The organism is Methylophaga sp. UBA2012 (assembly GCF_002335235.1).
GTDB lineage: Bacteria > Pseudomonadota > Gammaproteobacteria > Nitrosococcales > Methylophagaceae > Methylophaga > Methylophaga thalassica.
In genome coordinates this window covers 99,831-115,571 of sequence record NZ_DDCG01000005.1, presented here as the reverse complement: position 1 = coordinate 115,571, position 15,741 = coordinate 99,831, and the positions used below count along the sequence as shown (strand labels likewise).

The window sequence follows — 15,741 nt, the reverse complement described above, 5'->3', positions numbered from 1 at the left end:
TTAGAAGGCCGATGCTCTATCCAGATGAGCTACGGGCGCATATGATTTTTACTAAGCGAGGACATGGGTTAAGAAGTGGTCGGGGCAGAGAGATTCGAACTCCCGACCCTCTGGTCCCAAACCAGATGCGCTACCAGACTGCGCTATGCCCCGACTTAATTCGAGAAGTCATCCCCGAAGAAGGCGAAATAATACGTGGTTAGAATTTAAGAGTCAATCACTGTTTTGATATTTTTTGCTGTTCAGCTCACATCATGCGATCATAGCCGCTTTTGCATAAGCGGGAATGATTGAATGAGCGCAAAGATTATCGATGGCAAAGCAGTTGCAGCTGACCTCAAACAACAACTGAAACTAGCGACGACAGAACGACTAGCTGAAGGTAAACGTCGTCCAGGTCTTGCCGTCGTATTGATAGGCGCTAACCCGGCATCTCAGGTCTATGTAGGCAGTAAGCGGAAAAGCTGTGAAGAAATCGGATTTAAGTCTGAAGCCTATGATCTTCCGGAAACAACATCTGAGGAAGAGTTACTATCTTTGATTGATACCTTAAATCAGGATGATGAGATTGATGGCATTCTCGTTCAACTTCCACTGCCACAGCACATCTCTGCGGAAACCGTCATTGAGCGAATTGCGCCACATAAAGACGTCGATGGTTTCCATCCATACAATATTGGCCGTCTTGCTCAACGCAATCCACAACTCAGACCTTGCACCCCAAAAGGCGTGATTACCTTACTTCGCACTACCGGTGTTGATCTCAAAGGACTCGAAGCAGTTGTGGTAGGTGCCTCAAATATTGTTGGTCGTCCTATGGCGTTGGAATTATTGCTGGCCGGTTGCACAACCACAGTTTGTCATCGCTGGACGAATAATCTGGAAGAACAAGTTCGCCGCGCTGACTTATTAGTGGTTGCCGTAGGCAAACCCAACTTTATTCCAGGTGAATGGATAAAACAGGGGGCTATTGTCATTGATGTGGGTATTAACCGCTTAGAGAATGGCAAACTGACTGGCGACGTTGAATTTGAAAAAGCAAAAGAAAAAGCCAGTTGGATAACCCCAGTACCTGGCGGTGTTGGACCAATGACCGTAGCGACATTGCTGGAAAATACCTTATTTGCCGCCGAAACATTACATAAAAACTAAAAATATAAGCGCCTGCTATGAAAAAGCAGGCGCGCATGTTGTTATAGTCGACGCCAGCTGGTTTTACCGGCAGCGTCCTCAAGCACAATTCCCATTTCAGTCAATTGATCACGAATTTCATCGGCACGAGCCCAGTTTTTGTCAGCTCTGGCCTGATTACGCTCAGCAACTAAGCCATCGATATCAACCGCTAATTGATCGGATGAGCTATCTCCTGTCAGGAATTTATCGGCATCTTGCTGGAAAAGGCCTAGCACGTCACCAAAAGATGACAATAGACCTGCAAGATAAGCGACTGCTTCAGATTGTGCCTGCTCTCTCGCCTTATTTATCGCTTGTCTGACATCAGCCATCACCGACAAAGCTAAAGCGGTATTAAAATCATCATCCATGGCGGCTTTAAAACGTTGACCAAACTCTTCATCATCCTGCCAGTTTACCTTCTGTGTTGTATCCACATCACGCAGGGTTGTATAAAAACGTGTTAACGCCGCTTTGGCTTGTTCAAGCTGATCTTCGGCATAATTCAGAGGGCTACGGTAATGGCTCGACAGAATAAAATAACGGATAGCTTCTGCAGGGTACTGCTCGAGTACTTCACGCACAGTGAAAAAATTACCCAAAGACTTAGACATTTTTTCATCATCAATACGCACAAAGCCATTATGCATCCAGTAATTCACTGACTGGCAACCATGGGCTCCCTCGGATTGGGCTATTTCATTTTCATGGTGTGGAAACTGTAAATCCTGCCCGCCACCATGAATATCAAACTGCTCACCCAAGCAATGTGCTGACATGGCAGAACATTCAATATGCCAACCAGGTCGTCCCTCACCCCATGGAGATTCCCAAGCAGGTTCACCGGCCTTGGCAGCTTTCCATAAAACGAAATCCAATGGATCTGTTTTTGCTTCATTGACAGCTATACGTTCGCCGGCCCGTAGATCTTCAATATTACGACCCGATAATTTGCCATAACCGTTGAACTGGCTAACGTCGTAATACACATCACCATTATCAGCTCTATAAGCAAGCCCCTTACTGATGAGGGTCTCAATCATTGCCAATATTTCTGTCATTGACTCAGTGGCTTTAGGCTCGATATCTGGTCTAAGCACACCTAAGGCATCGGCATCCTTGTGCATTTCATCAATATAACGCTCAGTTAATGTCTGAATTGATTCACCATTTTCTGCAGCGCGTCTAATAATTTTATCGTCGATATCGGTAATATTTCTGACGTAGGTAACGTCATAGCCTAATGCGCGTAAATAGCGTGTGACTACATCAAAAACCACCATCACACGAGCATGACCAACATGACACAAGTCATACACCGTCATACCACAGACATACATATTGACCTTGCCTTCCTGCAAGGGTTTAAACACTTCTTTCTGTCGGGTGAGACTATTATAGATTTTTAGCATATTAGTTATTTTTTGACGTATCTTCTTTTAAACCAATGGTCAGGTTAAATACCGGTGAATCAACGGTATGGTCATAACGATCAGTGACAAAATAGCCTTCTCGTTCAAACTGGAAAGCCGTCTCTGGCTTGCAATTAACAATAGCGGGTTCCGCAACAGCCTTAATCACCTTCAGAGAGTCAGGGTTCACATCGTCCAGATAGTTACCTGTTTCTTTTCCAGGTGCTTCAGCCAGGAACAACCTGTCATATAAACGCAGCTCAACTTCCTTACCTTCTGTTGCTGAAACCCAGTGAATCACACCGCGGGGTTTCATTTCAGCAGGTGGATTCTGACCCACAGTATTAGGCACTAACGAGGCAATTACTTCAACCACATCACCGCTATCATTCTTGATGACATCATCGGCTTTAATCACATAGGCACCACGTAAACGCACATAGTCGCCTATCACCAGACGTTTGAATTTTTTCCGGCTCAGACTAGTGTCTTCAGTAAAGTCAGACGCATCGATATAAATCGCTTTTGTAAAAGGTACTGAGCGATGCCCCATAGACTCTTGTTGTGGATGATTAGCGACTTCGAGCCATTCAACGCCATCACTTGCATTAGTGATGGTCAGTTTTAAAGGATTGAGTACGCACATCGCTCGTGCTGCGTTTTCATTCAGATCATTACGAATCTCAAATTCCAACTGTGCAATATCGACCACACCATCGGTTTTTGCCACAGCAAGACCATTGCAAAATGAACGTAGAGCCGATGCAGTGTAGCCTCGTCTGCGCATACCGGAAATTGTCGGCATTCTGGGATCATTCCAACCAGCCACAATCTGCTCATCAACTAATTGTTTGAGATTACGCTTACTGGTCACCGTATAATTCAGATTCAAGCGTCCGAATTCATATTGTTTTGGCTGTGATGGTACAGGCAGATTTTCGATAAACCATTCATATAAAGGACGGTGATCCTGAAACTCCAGTGTACAGATACTGTGCGTCACACCTTCAATCGCATCGCCCTGCCCATGTGCAAAATCATAGCTCGGGTAGATACACCACTTGTCACCGGTTTGATGATGCGCTTTTTTGCGAATGCGATACAAAATCGGATCACGCATATTCATATTAGGCGAGGCCATATCAATCTTCGCTCGCAGCACACAAAAACCTTCGTCAAACTCACCCTGCTTCATTTTTTCAAACAAAGTCAGATTTTCTTCAACACTACGGTTGCGGAAGGGTGACTCTTTACCTGGCTTGGTTGCCCAGCCACGATACTCACTTGCTTGCTCAGCAGTCAGATCACAGACATAGGCTTTGCCTTGTTTGATCAGATGAATAGCCCAGTCATAAAACTGTTCAAAGTAGTTTGATGCATAACGCACATCGCCTGCCCATTGGAAGCCAAGCCACTGTACATCTTCTTTGATAGCTTCGATGAACTCCTGCTCTTCTTTTGCAGGGTTGGTATCATCAAAACGTAAATGACAATCTCCGCCAAATTCCTCGGCCAGACCAAAGTTCAGACAGATAGACTTGGCATGCCCAATATGCAGGTAGCCATTTGGCTCAGGTGGAAAACGCGTGACGATTTTTCCAGTCACCCTTCCAGTATCAAGATCTTCCTGAATAATGGGACGAATAAAATTATGATTAACAGCAGATTCGGACATATCGAATGACAAATTTATATGAAAACGCGCATTATACGCTCTCCGCCGGGCTGGGTAACAGCGCTGTTTTGAATAGTGATTCAATAATGCTCTAAATACTGGTTGATTATTGCATTGTTAGCAAACATTAAGCGTACTCACCAACCTTATATTTTTCTGTTTTATCGTGCAGGCTCTTCACAAAAGTCGTATCCATACCTATCACTTTGTTCCCATAAGAATGCATATTGCTCTATCATGTCGACTTTAAAATTGATCCTGGACATATCCTTATGATCAGACGTTTTGTGCAAACGCTGTGTTGGCTATTTGCCATTTTTTCTTTTTCAATACAAGCAGATGGGACATCCAAAATGCCACAAGTTAAACTTGAAACCAGTCTTGGTGATATCGTTATCGAACTCAATGAAGATAAAGCACCTGTCACGGTTGCCAACTTCCTTGGTTATGTCAACGATGGTTTCTATGACGGTACGATTTTTCATCGCGTCATCAAAAATTTTATGATTCAAGGCGGTGGTTTTACTCAAGAATTTCAGCAAAAAACCACAAAAGCAGCGATTGAAAATGAAGCTGATAATGGTTTGAGCAATAAGCGTGGCGCAGTTGCTATGGCGAGAACTAATGACCCACATTCAGCTACAGCTCAGTTTTTTATTAATACCGTTGATAATGGATTTCTCGATTTTCAGGCTAAAGTGCCCAGCGGTTGGGGCTATGCTGTATTTGGTGAAGTGATTGAAGGCATGGACGTCGTCGATGCCATAAGAGAAGTCGATACCACCATGCGAGGTCCACATCAAGATGTACCTGCAGAAGATATCGTCATCATTAAAGCAACTGTTATCAATTAATCAGACAAAACCTGCTTGTTATTTTACAAGCAGGTTTCTCTCCTATGGCCAAACTGTTTATCTCTGATCTTCACTTAAACCCAGCCAGACCTGAATTAACCGCACTTGCCTGTCATTTTCTAAAACAGCAAGCTGATACCGTTTCTGACATTTATATATTGGGTGATATTTTTAATACCTGGTTAGGTGATGATTTAGTTCCTGATGAATTTGCTGACTTTATTGAAACACTGCGATCTTTAACGCAAGCAGGTGTAAAACTTTATCTCATGGTCGGCAATCGTGATTTCATGCTGGGAAAAAGATTTGCTGATTCAGTCAATGCCACTTTGATCCAGGATGGCTATCAATTAGAACTGGCAGGCCAACCAGCACTGTTATTACATGGTGATAGTTTATGTATCGATGATGTCGGCTATCAACGTTATCGCAGAGTGGTTAATAATCGTTTTTTGCAGTGGTGTTTTTTAAAACTACCCGCCCGCTTTCGTCAAAAAATATCTGATAAAATCAAACAGCAAAGCCAGCAAAAGAAACAATATAAATCGAGCCAGATCATGGATGTGAATCAAGCTGAGGTTGAGAAAGTTATGCTTGAGAATAATGTCAAACTACTGATTCATGGCCATACCCATCGTCCAGCCATTCATCAAGCCTCATTAACCAACAATAGCGATGCCTATCGAATTGTATTAGGTGATTGGGAAGATAAAGTCAGCTATCTATTAGTCGATGATCAGCAACTTACCTTGCATGATCACCGACTTAATTATCAGCAACAATCTTTACGATTTTTTTGAGTTCTCATCTAGCACCTGAATTAACTTTTCAGGTGGCAAATAGCCTGGCAGAATCTGACCTGATTCAAGGAAGATAGATGGTGTGCCCTGTACACCTAATTGTTGTCCAAGTTCAAATTCTGTTTTGACTGGATTAACACAAGTTTTGGTGGCAATTTCCTGTCCTTGCTTAGCCTTGGTCATGGCTTTTTGTCTATCTGCAGCACACCAGACATTAACAGCATCATCGTAAGATTTAGAGCCTATCCCGCCTCTTGGGAAAGACATATAACGCACACGAATTCCCAAATCATTGTATTTTTCCATTTCCGAGTGCATCTTGCGGCAGTAGCCACAATCAATATCGGTAAACACGGTAATCGTATATTTGGCCTTTTCAGGACCAAAAATAATCATGTCTTTTTCATCGAGCTTATCAAGCGCTTCTTTGCGTAAACTGACTCGGCGTTGCTCAGTTAGATTCGTTCTTGAATCCAATGAAACCATATCACCCTGAATCACATAACGCCCATCTTTAGAAAAATACAAGATTTGTCCATTGATAACCGCTTCGTAAAGTCCAGTATCGTCTATCGCTTTGAGGCTGCTTACTTTCACATCCTGTAATGACTTTTCTATTTTTTTACGTAGCTCATCATTATCGGCATGAACAACACTGACACCTAACAAGGACAGGACTAATATGGTGTATTTCAACATGGGACTTTTAATCTCTAAAATTATTAAACTGCAGTGGCATATCGATTTTATCGTGACTTTTTAACATCGCAATAATCGTTTGTAACTCATCACGTTTTTTGCCTGTTACCCTGACACTTTCTCCCTGAACAGCGGCTTGCACTTTCACTTTACTTTCTTTGATGAGTTTGACGATAGTCCGGGATAACTCTTTATCAATACCTTCTCTAACTAATACATCCTGTTTACGCATTTTTCCATTGCCAACAGAATCTTTAACCTCTAAACAGCTCACATCGACACCGCGTTTAACTAACTTGAGTCGCAAAATATCGAGCAGTTGATCCAACTGAAAATCACTTTCAGCATGCATAGTCAGTACTTTGTCAGACTGTTCCACTTTGGCGTCAGTTCCGCGAAAATCAAACCTGTTCTTCAATTCACGATTTGTCTGATCCACTGCATTGGCAAGCTCATGTTTATCCACTTCAGAAACGATATCAAAAGAAGGCATCTGTTCACCTAAATTACGCTATAAAAATTCGAGTCAGTTTAGCATTTGTGATTGATATCGTCAGTGCTATAAGCACTTAACCACGGGGATGATGCTGACCATGTAATTGTTTTAACCGCTCTTTGGCTACATGGGTGTAGATTTGTGTCGTCGATAAATCAGAATGCCCCAACAATAACTGAACTATCCTTAAATCAGCACCATGATTCAATAAATGTGTCGCAAATGCATGTCGTAAAGTATGTGGCGACAAATGCTTTTCAATGCCCGCTTGACCAGCATAACGTTTGATTATGTACCAGAAGGCTTGTCTGGTCATTGCTTTACCTCGACGGGTGGGAAATAAATCATCTGTTATTTGCCCATTTAATATAGCCGGTCGACTTTCGTATAAATATTGCTGTAACCAATCTAAGGCGATTTCACCGATAGGTATCAGACGTTCTTTATTTCCTTTACCAATACAACGAATTAAACCTTGGCGAAGATTCACTTGCTCAAACTGCAATGACACCAATTCAGATACCCTTAATCCTGCTGCGTAGAGTAGTTCCAACATGGTTCTATCACGTAAACCTAATGGGTCAGTAATATCAGGTTGTGCCAGTAAGGCCTCGACTTCGGCTTCGGTGAGACTATCAGGTAAGGAACGACCGAGTCTGGGGGAGTCAAGTTGCACGGTCGGATCAGAGTCACGTATGTCTTCACGCACTAAATAACGGTAAAAACGTCGTAATGAGGACAACAACCTGGCTTCACTACGGACTTTTCTTCCTTCACGTAAGCGTTGGCTTTGATAACGTTGGATATCCAGCTGGGTGGCTGAGACTAAATCTATATCAAACTGAGCTAACCAAGCTGAAAAGGCTAATAAATCACGCCGGTAGGCATCGACTGTGTGCTGACTTAAACCAGACTCAAGCCAAAGACTGTCAAGAAAGGGTTCGAGATAATAAGAAGGCTGTGTCTCACTCATATAACTATTGTTAGATATCGATGCTTTAATAGTAACAAGTAAGCAATAAAAAAGGGCAGTGTGTAGACACTGCCCTTTCTTTCCGATCGTCTGTTATGACAATTCGGATTATAGCTTTTCTTTAATACGTGCTGCTTTACCAGTCAGATCACGTAAATAGTAAAGTTTAGAACGACGTACATCACCACGACGTTTTACTTCAACGCTTGCAATGGCTGGGCTATGTGTTTGGAAAACACGCTCAACACCAACACCGCTAGAGATTTTACGAACAGTGAATGCTGAGTGCAGACCACGGTTACGTTTAGCAATAACGATACCTTCAAACGCCTGTTCACGTTCACGGTCGCCTTCTTTGATTTTAACTTTAACAACAACAGTATCACCCGCTGAAAATTCAGGGATATCCTGTCTCACTTGTTCAGCGTTAAGCTGTTCGATAATGTTACTCATTGTTAACTCCCAACTAATCCTGCCCGCTCTCGGCAATAAACTCTTTTAATAGCGCAGCCTGATCATTAGTCAAAGTCTCTTTGTCTAATAAGTCAGGTCGTCGCAACCATGTTCGTCCCAAGGACTGTTTGAGACGCCATTTACGAATCGCTTCATGGTCGCCTCCCAGCAATACCTCGGGTACTGACTGGTCATCTAAAACTTCTGGTCTGGTGTAATGAGGGTAGTCTAATAAGCCATCCACAAAAGAATCCTGCTCAGCAGACTGTTCATCACCTAACACACCGGGTATCAATCTGGACATACCATCAATCATGACCATGGCTGCCAGTTCTCCACCACTGAGGACGTAGTCACCTATAGACCATTCCTCATCAATCTCTTTTTCTATCAGACGTTCATCAACGCCTTCATAACGGCCGGCCAGTAAAATCAACTTCTGTTTACCCGCCAATTGTTCCAGACCTTTCTGGTCCAATTTTTTGCCTTGTGGTGACAAATAGATAACGGTTGCGTCATCTCCCAGCTTTTGCTTTGCTGCTGTGATGGCCTCTTTCAAAGGCGCAACTTTCATTACCATTCCAGGACCACCACCATATGGCCTGTCATCTACCGTTCGATGCCGATCATAGGCAAAATCACGCGGATTCCAATAGTCTAAATTGAGTAGACCATGTTTCACCGCCCGACCTGTTACTCCATATTGAGTAATCGCATCGAACATTTCAGGAAAAAGGGATATGACACCAAGGTGCATTATCCGATTTCCATCAATAATCTTCACTCCAATCTACCTGGATGATTTCTTCATCCAAATCGACCAGTTTAACAATCTCATCCACTACAAATGGAATCAATATTTCCGCTTTTTTCCCTTCAGCTTTAACAACCAGCACATCATTTGCACCAGTTTCAAGCAGATGGTCGACTTTACCTAAAACCTGATTCTGAAGATTAACCACTGTCAGACCTTCAAGGTCATTCCAGTAAAACTCGTCTTCATCAACAGGTTCCAGTTGCGATTTTTTAATCGCTAAGTCAGCTCCAACCAGCGGCTGAACCTGATCACGGTCAGTGACGTTTTCAATCCCCATCACCACACCTTTACCTTGCAATCGACCACCAGACACTTTGATTTCAATCCAATCGCCACGTCTGGATAAAAATAACGGTGAATATTGCAAAATATTGGTACGAGGTTCGGTAAAAGAATACACCTTAACCCAACCTTTGACACCAAAGGCACCGGATATTTTACCTACCGGGATAAACTCCTCGGATGTTGACATAATACCCTGACAACCTAATTATTAAGCGGCTTTTTGTGCTTCTGCAATCAATTTAGCAACGCGTTCTGATGTTTGTGCGCCTTGGCTAATCCAATGTGCAACGCGGTCTAAATCAACACGAAGTTTTTCTTCTTGACCACGAGCAATCGGGTTGAAGAAACCAACGCGTTCGATATAACGACCATCACGTTTGCTACGTGAATCAGTTACTACGATACCGTAAAAAGGGCGTTTTTTAGCGCCACTGCGAGTCAATCTAATTGTTACCATAATTTAGCCCGTTGAAAACTGGATCGGAAAACCGTCGTATTCTACGCAAGTCTCCGAAGTTTGAAAAGTCCTTTCGACACTTATTAGAAAGGCAGGCCTCCGCCCATAGGAAATTTGCCGCCCAAACCTCTCATCAATTTAGCCATTCCGCCTTTTGAACCCATCTTCTTCATCATTTTCTGCATTTGACTAAATTGTTTCAGCAGACGATTCACATCCTGGATTTGGGTTCCGCTACCAGCCGCAATTCTTTTTTTGCGCGAACCTTTAATAATTTCAGGCTTTTGGCGCTCTTTTTTTGTCATCGAATTAATGATGGCTTCCAGTTTGGCCAATTCTTTATCATTCACCTGCTGTTTTGCAGCAGCGGGAATATTGCCCATCCCCGGCATTTTATCTAATAGTGAACCGATGCCACCCATTTTGCCCATTTGACGTAATTGTTCCTGAAAATCTTCCAGGTCAAAGCCTTTGCCTTTTTTCAGTTTATTAGCCAGTTTCTCGGCTGAGCCAACATCCATTTTACGTTGTGCTTCTTCAACCAGTGACAGCACATCGCCCATCCCCAGAATCCGAGAGACCACACGATCGGGATGGAAGGGTTCAAGGGCAGCTGTTTTTTCACCTACCCCCATAAACTTAATGGGTTTACCAGTAATATGTCTTATTGATAAAGCGGCCCCGCCCCGCGCATCACCATCGGTTTTAGTCAGAATGATACCGGTAAGCGGTAAAGCTTCATTGAATGCTTTGGCCGTATTCGCCGCATCCTGGCCCGTCATACTATCAACAGTGAATAAGGTTTCTATCGGATTGATCGCAGCATGAATCTGCTTGATCTCATCCATCATGTCATCGTCTATATGTAAACGACCGGCGGTATCGATAATGACCACATCCACATAATCACGTTTAGCCTGTTCAACCGCATTACGCGCGATATCAACAGGATTTTGCGAAGACTGGCTGGGGAAAAAACGTGCATCAACTTCTTTTGCTAAGGTTTCTAACTGATCAATCGCAGCAGGTCGGTAAACATCGGCACTCGCGACCATAACGGATTTACGTTCCCGCTCTTTTAGCCATCTTGCCAATTTCGCTACACTGGTTGTTTTACCTGCCCCTTGTAGACCTGCCATTAAAATGACCGCTGGAGGTTGGGTGCTCAGATTTAGTGAGTTTGAGTCATCCCCCATCACCGCAACAAGTTCGTCATTGACGATTTTGACCAACACCTGACCGGGGGTTAGACTGCGCAAAACATCCTGTCCCATCGCGCGTTCTTTAACATTATCGATAAATTCACGCACTACTGGTAAAGCGACGTCGGCTTCAAGTAACGCCATTCGCACTTCTCGAAGTGTCTCTTTGACGTTATCTTCGGTAATACGGCCCTGGCCACGGATTTTTTTGAGAGTACTGCCGAGTCTATCGCTTAAGCTATCAAACATAGATCACCTTGTTAGCTAATGATGTCCTAATTTCAGAATTTAGGATTAGTAATTAATTCATCATTATAACTGATATATTGTTTCGGTCATTGCTACATCGTTATATTATTGATGTATTAAGGTAAAAAAAACAGGTTCAAGGATCACACACCATTATGGCAATTGCGAATGCTTTAGCATTTCTACTTTATCTCTGCAGTAGCGTTATTCTTATTCGGCGTTTTGTACAAAAAGATCCAACCAGCGTAAATGCCAGCATCCCGGTTGGGATTTTAATTATCATGGCACTGTTGTTTCACGCGACAGATATCTTTTTCACGATGAAAAATGCCGGAGGCTGGGAGCTGGGTTTGTTCACCACGTTTTCGCTCACTACATGGTTGATGGCTTTAATCGCATTATTAATTGGTATGCGTTTACCTAATGCTCATCCGGGCATTATCGTCTACCCGCTGGTCGCTATGAGTTTGATGCTCAAAGTAGAACTTCCATCACCCGAGCCTCCCTCCTTAGCGGAACCCGCATTAGAATGGCATGTTTTATTATCTCTGGCTGCTTATAGCTTTTTTATGCTTGCCGCAATACAAGCGATTATTCTGGCGATACAAGAAAAGCAGCTTCATCAGCGTCATATCAATGGCTTATTACGTAAACTCCCCCCTTTACAGACGATGGAACGCGCTTTATTCCAGCTCCTGACCAGCGGTTTTATATTACTTACCTTAGGTTTAATTACTGGTCTGATGTTTGTTGATGATTTATTTGCCCAGCATCTGGTGCATAAGACGGTGTTGTCCATTATCGCCTGGTGTGTATTCGCTAGCTTGTTGTGGGGGCGTGTACGTTATGGCTGGCGTGGACAAACTGCTGTCAAGTGGACCTTAGCAGGATCTGTCTTTTTATTACTGGCTTATATGGGCAGTAAATTCGTTCTTGAATATTTGATGAGCTAATCGCTTATGTTAGAAGAAACCTCTTTATTGGTTCTGTTTCTTATCCTGTTTTTTTTACTGTTTCTGTCTGCCTTTTTCTCAAGCTCTGAAACAGCCTTGATGTCACTGAACCGCTACCGACTGAGACACCTGGAACAAGAAGGCCATCGCGGTGCGATCATCGCCAGTCAGTTATTGAGTCGCCCTGATCGACTGATTGGTTTGATTCTGTTAGGCAATAACTTTGTCAACATTCTGGCCTCAGCAATTGCCACTGTTATTGGTATCAAACTGCTGGGTGAAAACGGTATCGTTGCAGCGACTTTCGCCTTAACTTTAATCGTTTTACTTTTTGCCGAAGTGACCCCAAAAACACTGGCGGCACTGCATCCGGAAAAAGTGGCCTTTCCAGCCAGTTTTATCCTTAAGCCATTGTTATTCATACTCTACCCACTGGTATGGTTTACTAATAGCATCACCAATAATATGGTGAGGTTATTTGGTGTATCACCAGAGCAAGCAGCAACATCGGCCATCAATACTGAAGAACTGAAAGTCGCCCTGATGGAAGCTGGCAGTATGATCCCAACGCGCCACAAGGATATGTTGATGAGTATCCTTGATTTAGAAAAAGTGACCGTCAATGACGTCATGGTGCCAAGGAATGAAATTGAAGGATTGGATATTAATGCGCCCTTTCCGGAAATTGTTCAGCAATTATCCCATTGTGGTCATACCAGACTGCCAGTCTATGAAGAGAGCATGGATAATATTGTTGGGATACTGCATCTGCGTAAAGCCCTACATCTTATCTCACAGAATAATCTGACGCTGGAAAGTCTTCGCAGCATTATAAAAGGCGCTTATTTTGTCCCCGAAGGCACACCATTAAATACGCAACTTATCAATTTCCAAAGAAATCGCCGTCGAACGGGTTTAGTCGTTGATGAGTATGGTGATCTGCTCGGCCTGATCACTCTGGAAGATATTTTTCGAGAAATCGTAGGTGAATTCACAGCCGATACTATCGACGAAGATAAAGATATTCACCCTCAAAATGATGGTAGTTACTTAATTAATGGTACGGCTAATATTCGTGAAATTAACCGAAATAATAGCTGGAATTTGCCTACTGACGGACCAAAGACCATTAATGGCCTTGTACTTGAGTATCTGGAAAGCATTCCGGATCCCGGAGTCAGTGTCCGTATGGGTGACTATGTTATTGAAGTCATTCAGACGTCAGACAACGCCATCAAGACTGTTCGTATCAGACATTTACAGCCTGAGTTGGAACGGGAAGAATAATCTTGTCGCTCAGATATCTAAAACTATTAGGTCTGAGCGAGAGCGAAAGTCGCTCGTTAAAATCCATGCTTCGTATAGCTTCTCCACTACTCACCAGTCAGTGGAGCATTACAGATAGTAACGAAGCTGATTTAGTGATTTATAGCTTTGATTCAATCGCAGGCCGTAAAGCCTGGCAAAAACGCTCGGCGAGTCTGACAGGCTTATTAACCCATCATGCAGATTCTCATGAGCCTGTCGACATCATCTTCCAAAAGCCACTGCATAAAACGCAGTTTGCTGAAACGCTTAATCTGGCTGAGCAAAAATTATCAAGCCATCAGTCTGTTAAGAAATCAAACAGCCAGCTAATTCCTCAAACCAAAGCAAGTTGGTTAAATACATTTCATCATCTTGTCGGCTTTTCAAAAAAGCCTGCGGATAATCTGCCGGCCTTAAATCTGCAGGCGGTTTCCCATGATGAAAATGCCGTTTCCACTATTAAAGATCCGGCCTTGTTACTGGTTTGGTTAAACCAGCTACCTAACGATACATATCAGCGTGTTCCCTCATTACTCGCTAATCTTAAAGCGCTTACTCAGCAAAAAATCAAGCCGGGTCTGTTACTGCCATTACTGGAAATGTATCGCTCTCAGGTAAACGAGTTGTTGTTCACCCGTGATATTGCCGCAGTAAAACGGGATCTGTACATGAACACTGAAAGTTTACGTACGATAAGTTTAATCAATGAGCTTATTGGCTTACTGTCAGTCGCTTACCAGCAAATTGTCCGTTTCTTTTATCAGCGTGGGAAAACGCCACTTGCACAGCCGCTCATGTTGCTGGCACTAAACCGAACAGCAGAAATGCTCGGCTTACAACTCTTACACAGCTTCCAGTATTACCGGGTTGCTCCCGCTGGTATCTGGCAATTACTGCATGAACTTTTTCTGTATCAGGAGAAAGCGCAAACGTTACATCAGGAAGTCACTGTTAAACCTTATTATCAGAGTCGCAGTTTTTTTGAGATTTATGGGCAGATAGTTTTGACTGCACTCACCGATCCCTACAGCCAAATGCGGTTTGACGTATTACGCTTATTCAGGCTGATGTCGCAGTTTACTGACAAAATCGTCATTGTCAGGCTCTCAGAACAACAAAGTAAAGTGAACAGCCGCTTCTTACTTCTCGGACATTTTTGTATCAATGCTCAGCAGGATCACTGTCCACAACCGATGCATAACATACCAAAAGAAATCAGATCAGCAGAAACAAGCCGCTTATTTGATGCTCAAGCGGTGTTAAAGTCTATCGAAACCACATTACGTGAAGCTAAAAGTCACCGTACTCATACAGTTATGTCGGCCGAATTAAGGCTGGTCAGACACATTCTTCCGCAACTTAATACTAGCTATGAAAGACGGTTTGAGCGCATAAAACAAGAAACAGACGAACACATCCAAATCACACTAGGCTTAGAATCTGTTCACCAGAGCTTACAAGGTAATCTGGTCAACGCATTAGACTGGCAACTGGTGAACCTGAGTAATGGCGGCATGATGGCTAAACGTGCGCATACAGATTGTTATCATCTGAATATTGGTGACTTTGTTGGCTTGTTTGATATCAATCAAAAGGTCACACTTGCTGTCATCAAATGGTTACAAATTGACATCCATAATGATGTGCAAATCGGGCTGGAACGCATTATCGGTAAACCAGAGCCCGTGATGTGTCAGCCTGCTGATGAACAAGAAGAACATCCTGCTTTACTGTTACAGACTGATAACGTGACTCAAGCGAATACAAAGATAATATTGACAGAAAAAGGGATCTTTTCACCTAACCGTAAAATTCAGATAAACGGACAGTCTACACCCTACTCAATCCTTGCTAATGGACTTATCGACAGTAGCCTGGACTATGAAATTTTCAACTACAACCTTAATCTCGGTTCATAAATGCGGCTCGATCGCA

Annotated in this window: 16 protein-coding genes and 1 tRNA gene; 6 read left to right on the top strand and 11 right to left on the bottom strand. The window is 43.1% G+C overall.

All coding sequences use genetic code 11. The annotated features are described in order from the left end of the window. Nucleotides 1-76: 76 nt before the first annotated feature. Nucleotides 77-153, bottom strand: a tRNA-Pro gene (locus B2248_RS05330). Between the two features lie 141 nt (nt 154-294). Here B2248_RS05330 and folD point away from each other — a divergent pair. Further along, nucleotides 295-1,152, top strand: a complete 858-nt coding sequence (folD, locus tag B2248_RS05325; RefSeq protein WP_007145949.1) for a bifunctional methylenetetrahydrofolate dehydrogenase/methenyltetrahydrofolate cyclohydrolase FolD — start codon at nt 295-297, stop codon at nt 1,150-1,152. A 41-nt stretch (nt 1,153-1,193) separates the two neighbouring features. Here folD and cysS read toward each other — a convergent pair whose 3' ends face one another. After that, on the bottom strand, nt 1,194-2,585 hold the full coding sequence (cysS, locus tag B2248_RS05320; protein ID WP_273182588.1) for a cysteine--tRNA ligase: 1,392 nt from the start codon (nt 2,583-2,585) through the stop codon (nt 1,194-1,196). A 1-nt stretch (nt 2,586) separates the two neighbouring features. Further along, nucleotides 2,587-4,260: a glutamine--tRNA ligase/YqeY domain fusion protein gene (locus B2248_RS05315; RefSeq protein ID WP_273182589.1), complete on the bottom strand. Its 1,674-nt coding sequence runs from the start codon at nt 4,258-4,260 to the stop codon at nt 2,587-2,589. Nucleotides 4,261-4,613: 353 nt separating this feature from the next. Here B2248_RS05315 and B2248_RS05310 point away from each other — a divergent pair, with 353 nt between their 5' ends. Together B2248_RS05310 and B2248_RS05305 are read left to right on the top strand one after the other, a co-directional pair. Beyond that, nucleotides 4,614-5,114 carry a peptidylprolyl isomerase gene (locus B2248_RS05310; RefSeq protein ID WP_202796107.1) on the top strand — a complete coding sequence of 167 codons (501 nt, stop codon included), beginning with the start codon at nt 4,614-4,616 and terminating at the stop codon, nt 5,112-5,114. 44 nt (nt 5,115-5,158) lie between these two features. Further along, complete coding sequence (locus B2248_RS05305) at nt 5,159-5,914, top strand: UDP-2,3-diacylglucosamine diphosphatase (RefSeq protein ID WP_273182591.1); 756 nt, start codon at nt 5,159-5,161, stop codon at nt 5,912-5,914. Here the strand turns inward: B2248_RS05305 and B2248_RS05300 are convergent. From B2248_RS05300 to ffh, 8 genes are all read right to left on the bottom strand, one after another. Then, complete coding sequence (locus B2248_RS05300) at nt 5,900-6,613, bottom strand: DsbC family protein (RefSeq protein WP_007145954.1); 714 nt, start codon at nt 6,611-6,613, stop codon at nt 5,900-5,902. The genes B2248_RS05305 and B2248_RS05300 overlap by 15 nt on opposite strands. Before the next feature lie 7 nt (nt 6,614-6,620). Beyond that, the gene (locus B2248_RS05295; RefSeq protein WP_007145955.1) at nt 6,621-7,106 is read right to left on the bottom strand and encodes a YajQ family cyclic di-GMP-binding protein; all 486 of its coding nucleotides are present in this window, start codon (nt 7,104-7,106) and stop codon (nt 6,621-6,623) included. Nucleotides 7,107-7,182: 76 nt separating this feature from the next. Further along, nucleotides 7,183-8,082: a site-specific tyrosine recombinase XerD gene (gene xerD / locus B2248_RS05290; protein ID WP_273182594.1), complete on the bottom strand. Its 900-nt coding sequence runs from the start codon at nt 8,080-8,082 to the stop codon at nt 7,183-7,185. 108 nt (nt 8,083-8,190) lie between these two features. Beyond that, entirely contained in the window at nt 8,191-8,535 is a 345-nt protein-coding gene (gene rplS, locus B2248_RS05285) for a 50S ribosomal protein L19 (protein ID WP_007145957.1), read from the bottom strand. 13 nt (nt 8,536-8,548) lie between these two features. Then, nucleotides 8,549-9,292: a tRNA (guanosine(37)-N1)-methyltransferase TrmD gene (gene trmD, locus B2248_RS05280; protein ID WP_273182597.1), complete on the bottom strand. Its 744-nt coding sequence runs from the start codon at nt 9,290-9,292 to the stop codon at nt 8,549-8,551. A gap of 13 nt (nt 9,293-9,305) precedes the next feature. Beyond that, complete coding sequence (gene rimM / locus B2248_RS05275) at nt 9,306-9,824, bottom strand: ribosome maturation factor RimM (RefSeq protein ID WP_273182600.1); 519 nt, start codon at nt 9,822-9,824, stop codon at nt 9,306-9,308. Between the two features lie 21 nt (nt 9,825-9,845). Then, entirely contained in the window at nt 9,846-10,094 is a 249-nt protein-coding gene (gene rpsP / locus B2248_RS05270) for a 30S ribosomal protein S16 (RefSeq protein WP_040576276.1), read from the bottom strand. Between the two features lie 83 nt (nt 10,095-10,177). Beyond that, nucleotides 10,178-11,545, bottom strand: a complete 1,368-nt coding sequence (ffh, locus tag B2248_RS05265; protein ID WP_273182603.1) for a signal recognition particle protein — start codon at nt 11,543-11,545, stop codon at nt 10,178-10,180. A 155-nt stretch (nt 11,546-11,700) separates the two neighbouring features. Here ffh and B2248_RS05260 point away from each other — a divergent pair, with 155 nt between their 5' ends. Genes B2248_RS05260 through B2248_RS05250 form a run of 3 tightly spaced genes read left to right on the top strand, consistent with a single transcriptional unit; the run spans nt 11,701 to nt 15,725 of the window. Further along, nucleotides 11,701-12,498 carry a cytochrome C assembly family protein gene (locus B2248_RS05260; protein ID WP_273182606.1) on the top strand — a complete coding sequence of 266 codons (798 nt, stop codon included), beginning with the start codon at nt 11,701-11,703 and terminating at the stop codon, nt 12,496-12,498. A gap of 6 nt (nt 12,499-12,504) precedes the next feature. Further along, nucleotides 12,505-13,785, top strand: a complete 1,281-nt coding sequence (locus B2248_RS05255; protein WP_273182609.1) for an HlyC/CorC family transporter — start codon at nt 12,505-12,507, stop codon at nt 13,783-13,785. Nucleotides 13,786-13,787: 2 nt separating this feature from the next. Next, a complete protein-coding gene (locus B2248_RS05250) occupies nt 13,788-15,725 on the top strand; it encodes a hypothetical protein (RefSeq protein WP_273182612.1) in 1,938 nt (645 codons plus the stop codon). Nucleotides 15,726-15,741 lie beyond the last annotated feature (16 nt).

Excerpts from the sequence above, each read along its gene's own strand:
- B2248_RS05310 (WP_202796107.1), top strand. The coding sequence starts at position 4,614 with ATGCCACAAGTTAAACTTGAAACCAGTCTTGGTGATATCGTTATCGAA.
- rimM (WP_273182600.1), bottom strand. The coding sequence starts at position 9,824 with ATGTCAACATCCGAGGAGTTTATCCCGGTAGGTAAAATATCCGGTGCC.
- cysS (WP_273182588.1), bottom strand. The coding sequence starts at position 2,585 with ATGCTAAAAATCTATAATAGTCTCACCCGACAGAAAGAAGTGTTTAAA.
- xerD (WP_273182594.1), bottom strand. The coding sequence starts at position 8,082 with ATGAGTGAGACACAGCCTTCTTATTATCTCGAACCCTTTCTTGACAGT.
- trmD (WP_273182597.1), bottom strand. The coding sequence starts at position 9,292 with ATGCACCTTGGTGTCATATCCCTTTTTCCTGAAATGTTCGATGCGATT.
- B2248_RS05260 (WP_273182606.1), top strand. The coding sequence starts at position 11,701 with ATGGCAATTGCGAATGCTTTAGCATTTCTACTTTATCTCTGCAGTAGC.
- B2248_RS05300 (WP_007145954.1), bottom strand. The coding sequence starts at position 6,613 with ATGTTGAAATACACCATATTAGTCCTGTCCTTGTTAGGTGTCAGTGTT.
- ffh (WP_273182603.1), bottom strand. The coding sequence starts at position 11,545 with ATGTTTGATAGCTTAAGCGATAGACTCGGCAGTACTCTCAAAAAAATC.
- B2248_RS05315 (WP_273182589.1), bottom strand. The coding sequence starts at position 4,260 with ATGTCCGAATCTGCTGTTAATCATAATTTTATTCGTCCCATTATTCAG.
- folD (WP_007145949.1), top strand. The coding sequence starts at position 295 with ATGAGCGCAAAGATTATCGATGGCAAAGCAGTTGCAGCTGACCTCAAA.
- rplS (WP_007145957.1), bottom strand. The coding sequence starts at position 8,535 with ATGAGTAACATTATCGAACAGCTTAACGCTGAACAAGTGAGACAGGAT.
- rpsP (WP_040576276.1), bottom strand. The coding sequence starts at position 10,094 with ATGGTAACAATTAGATTGACTCGCAGTGGCGCTAAAAAACGCCCTTTT.
- B2248_RS05255 (WP_273182609.1), top strand. The coding sequence starts at position 12,505 with ATGTTAGAAGAAACCTCTTTATTGGTTCTGTTTCTTATCCTGTTTTTT.
- B2248_RS05305 (WP_273182591.1), top strand. The coding sequence starts at position 5,159 with ATGGCCAAACTGTTTATCTCTGATCTTCACTTAAACCCAGCCAGACCT.
- B2248_RS05295 (WP_007145955.1), bottom strand. The coding sequence starts at position 7,106 with ATGCCTTCTTTTGATATCGTTTCTGAAGTGGATAAACATGAGCTTGCC.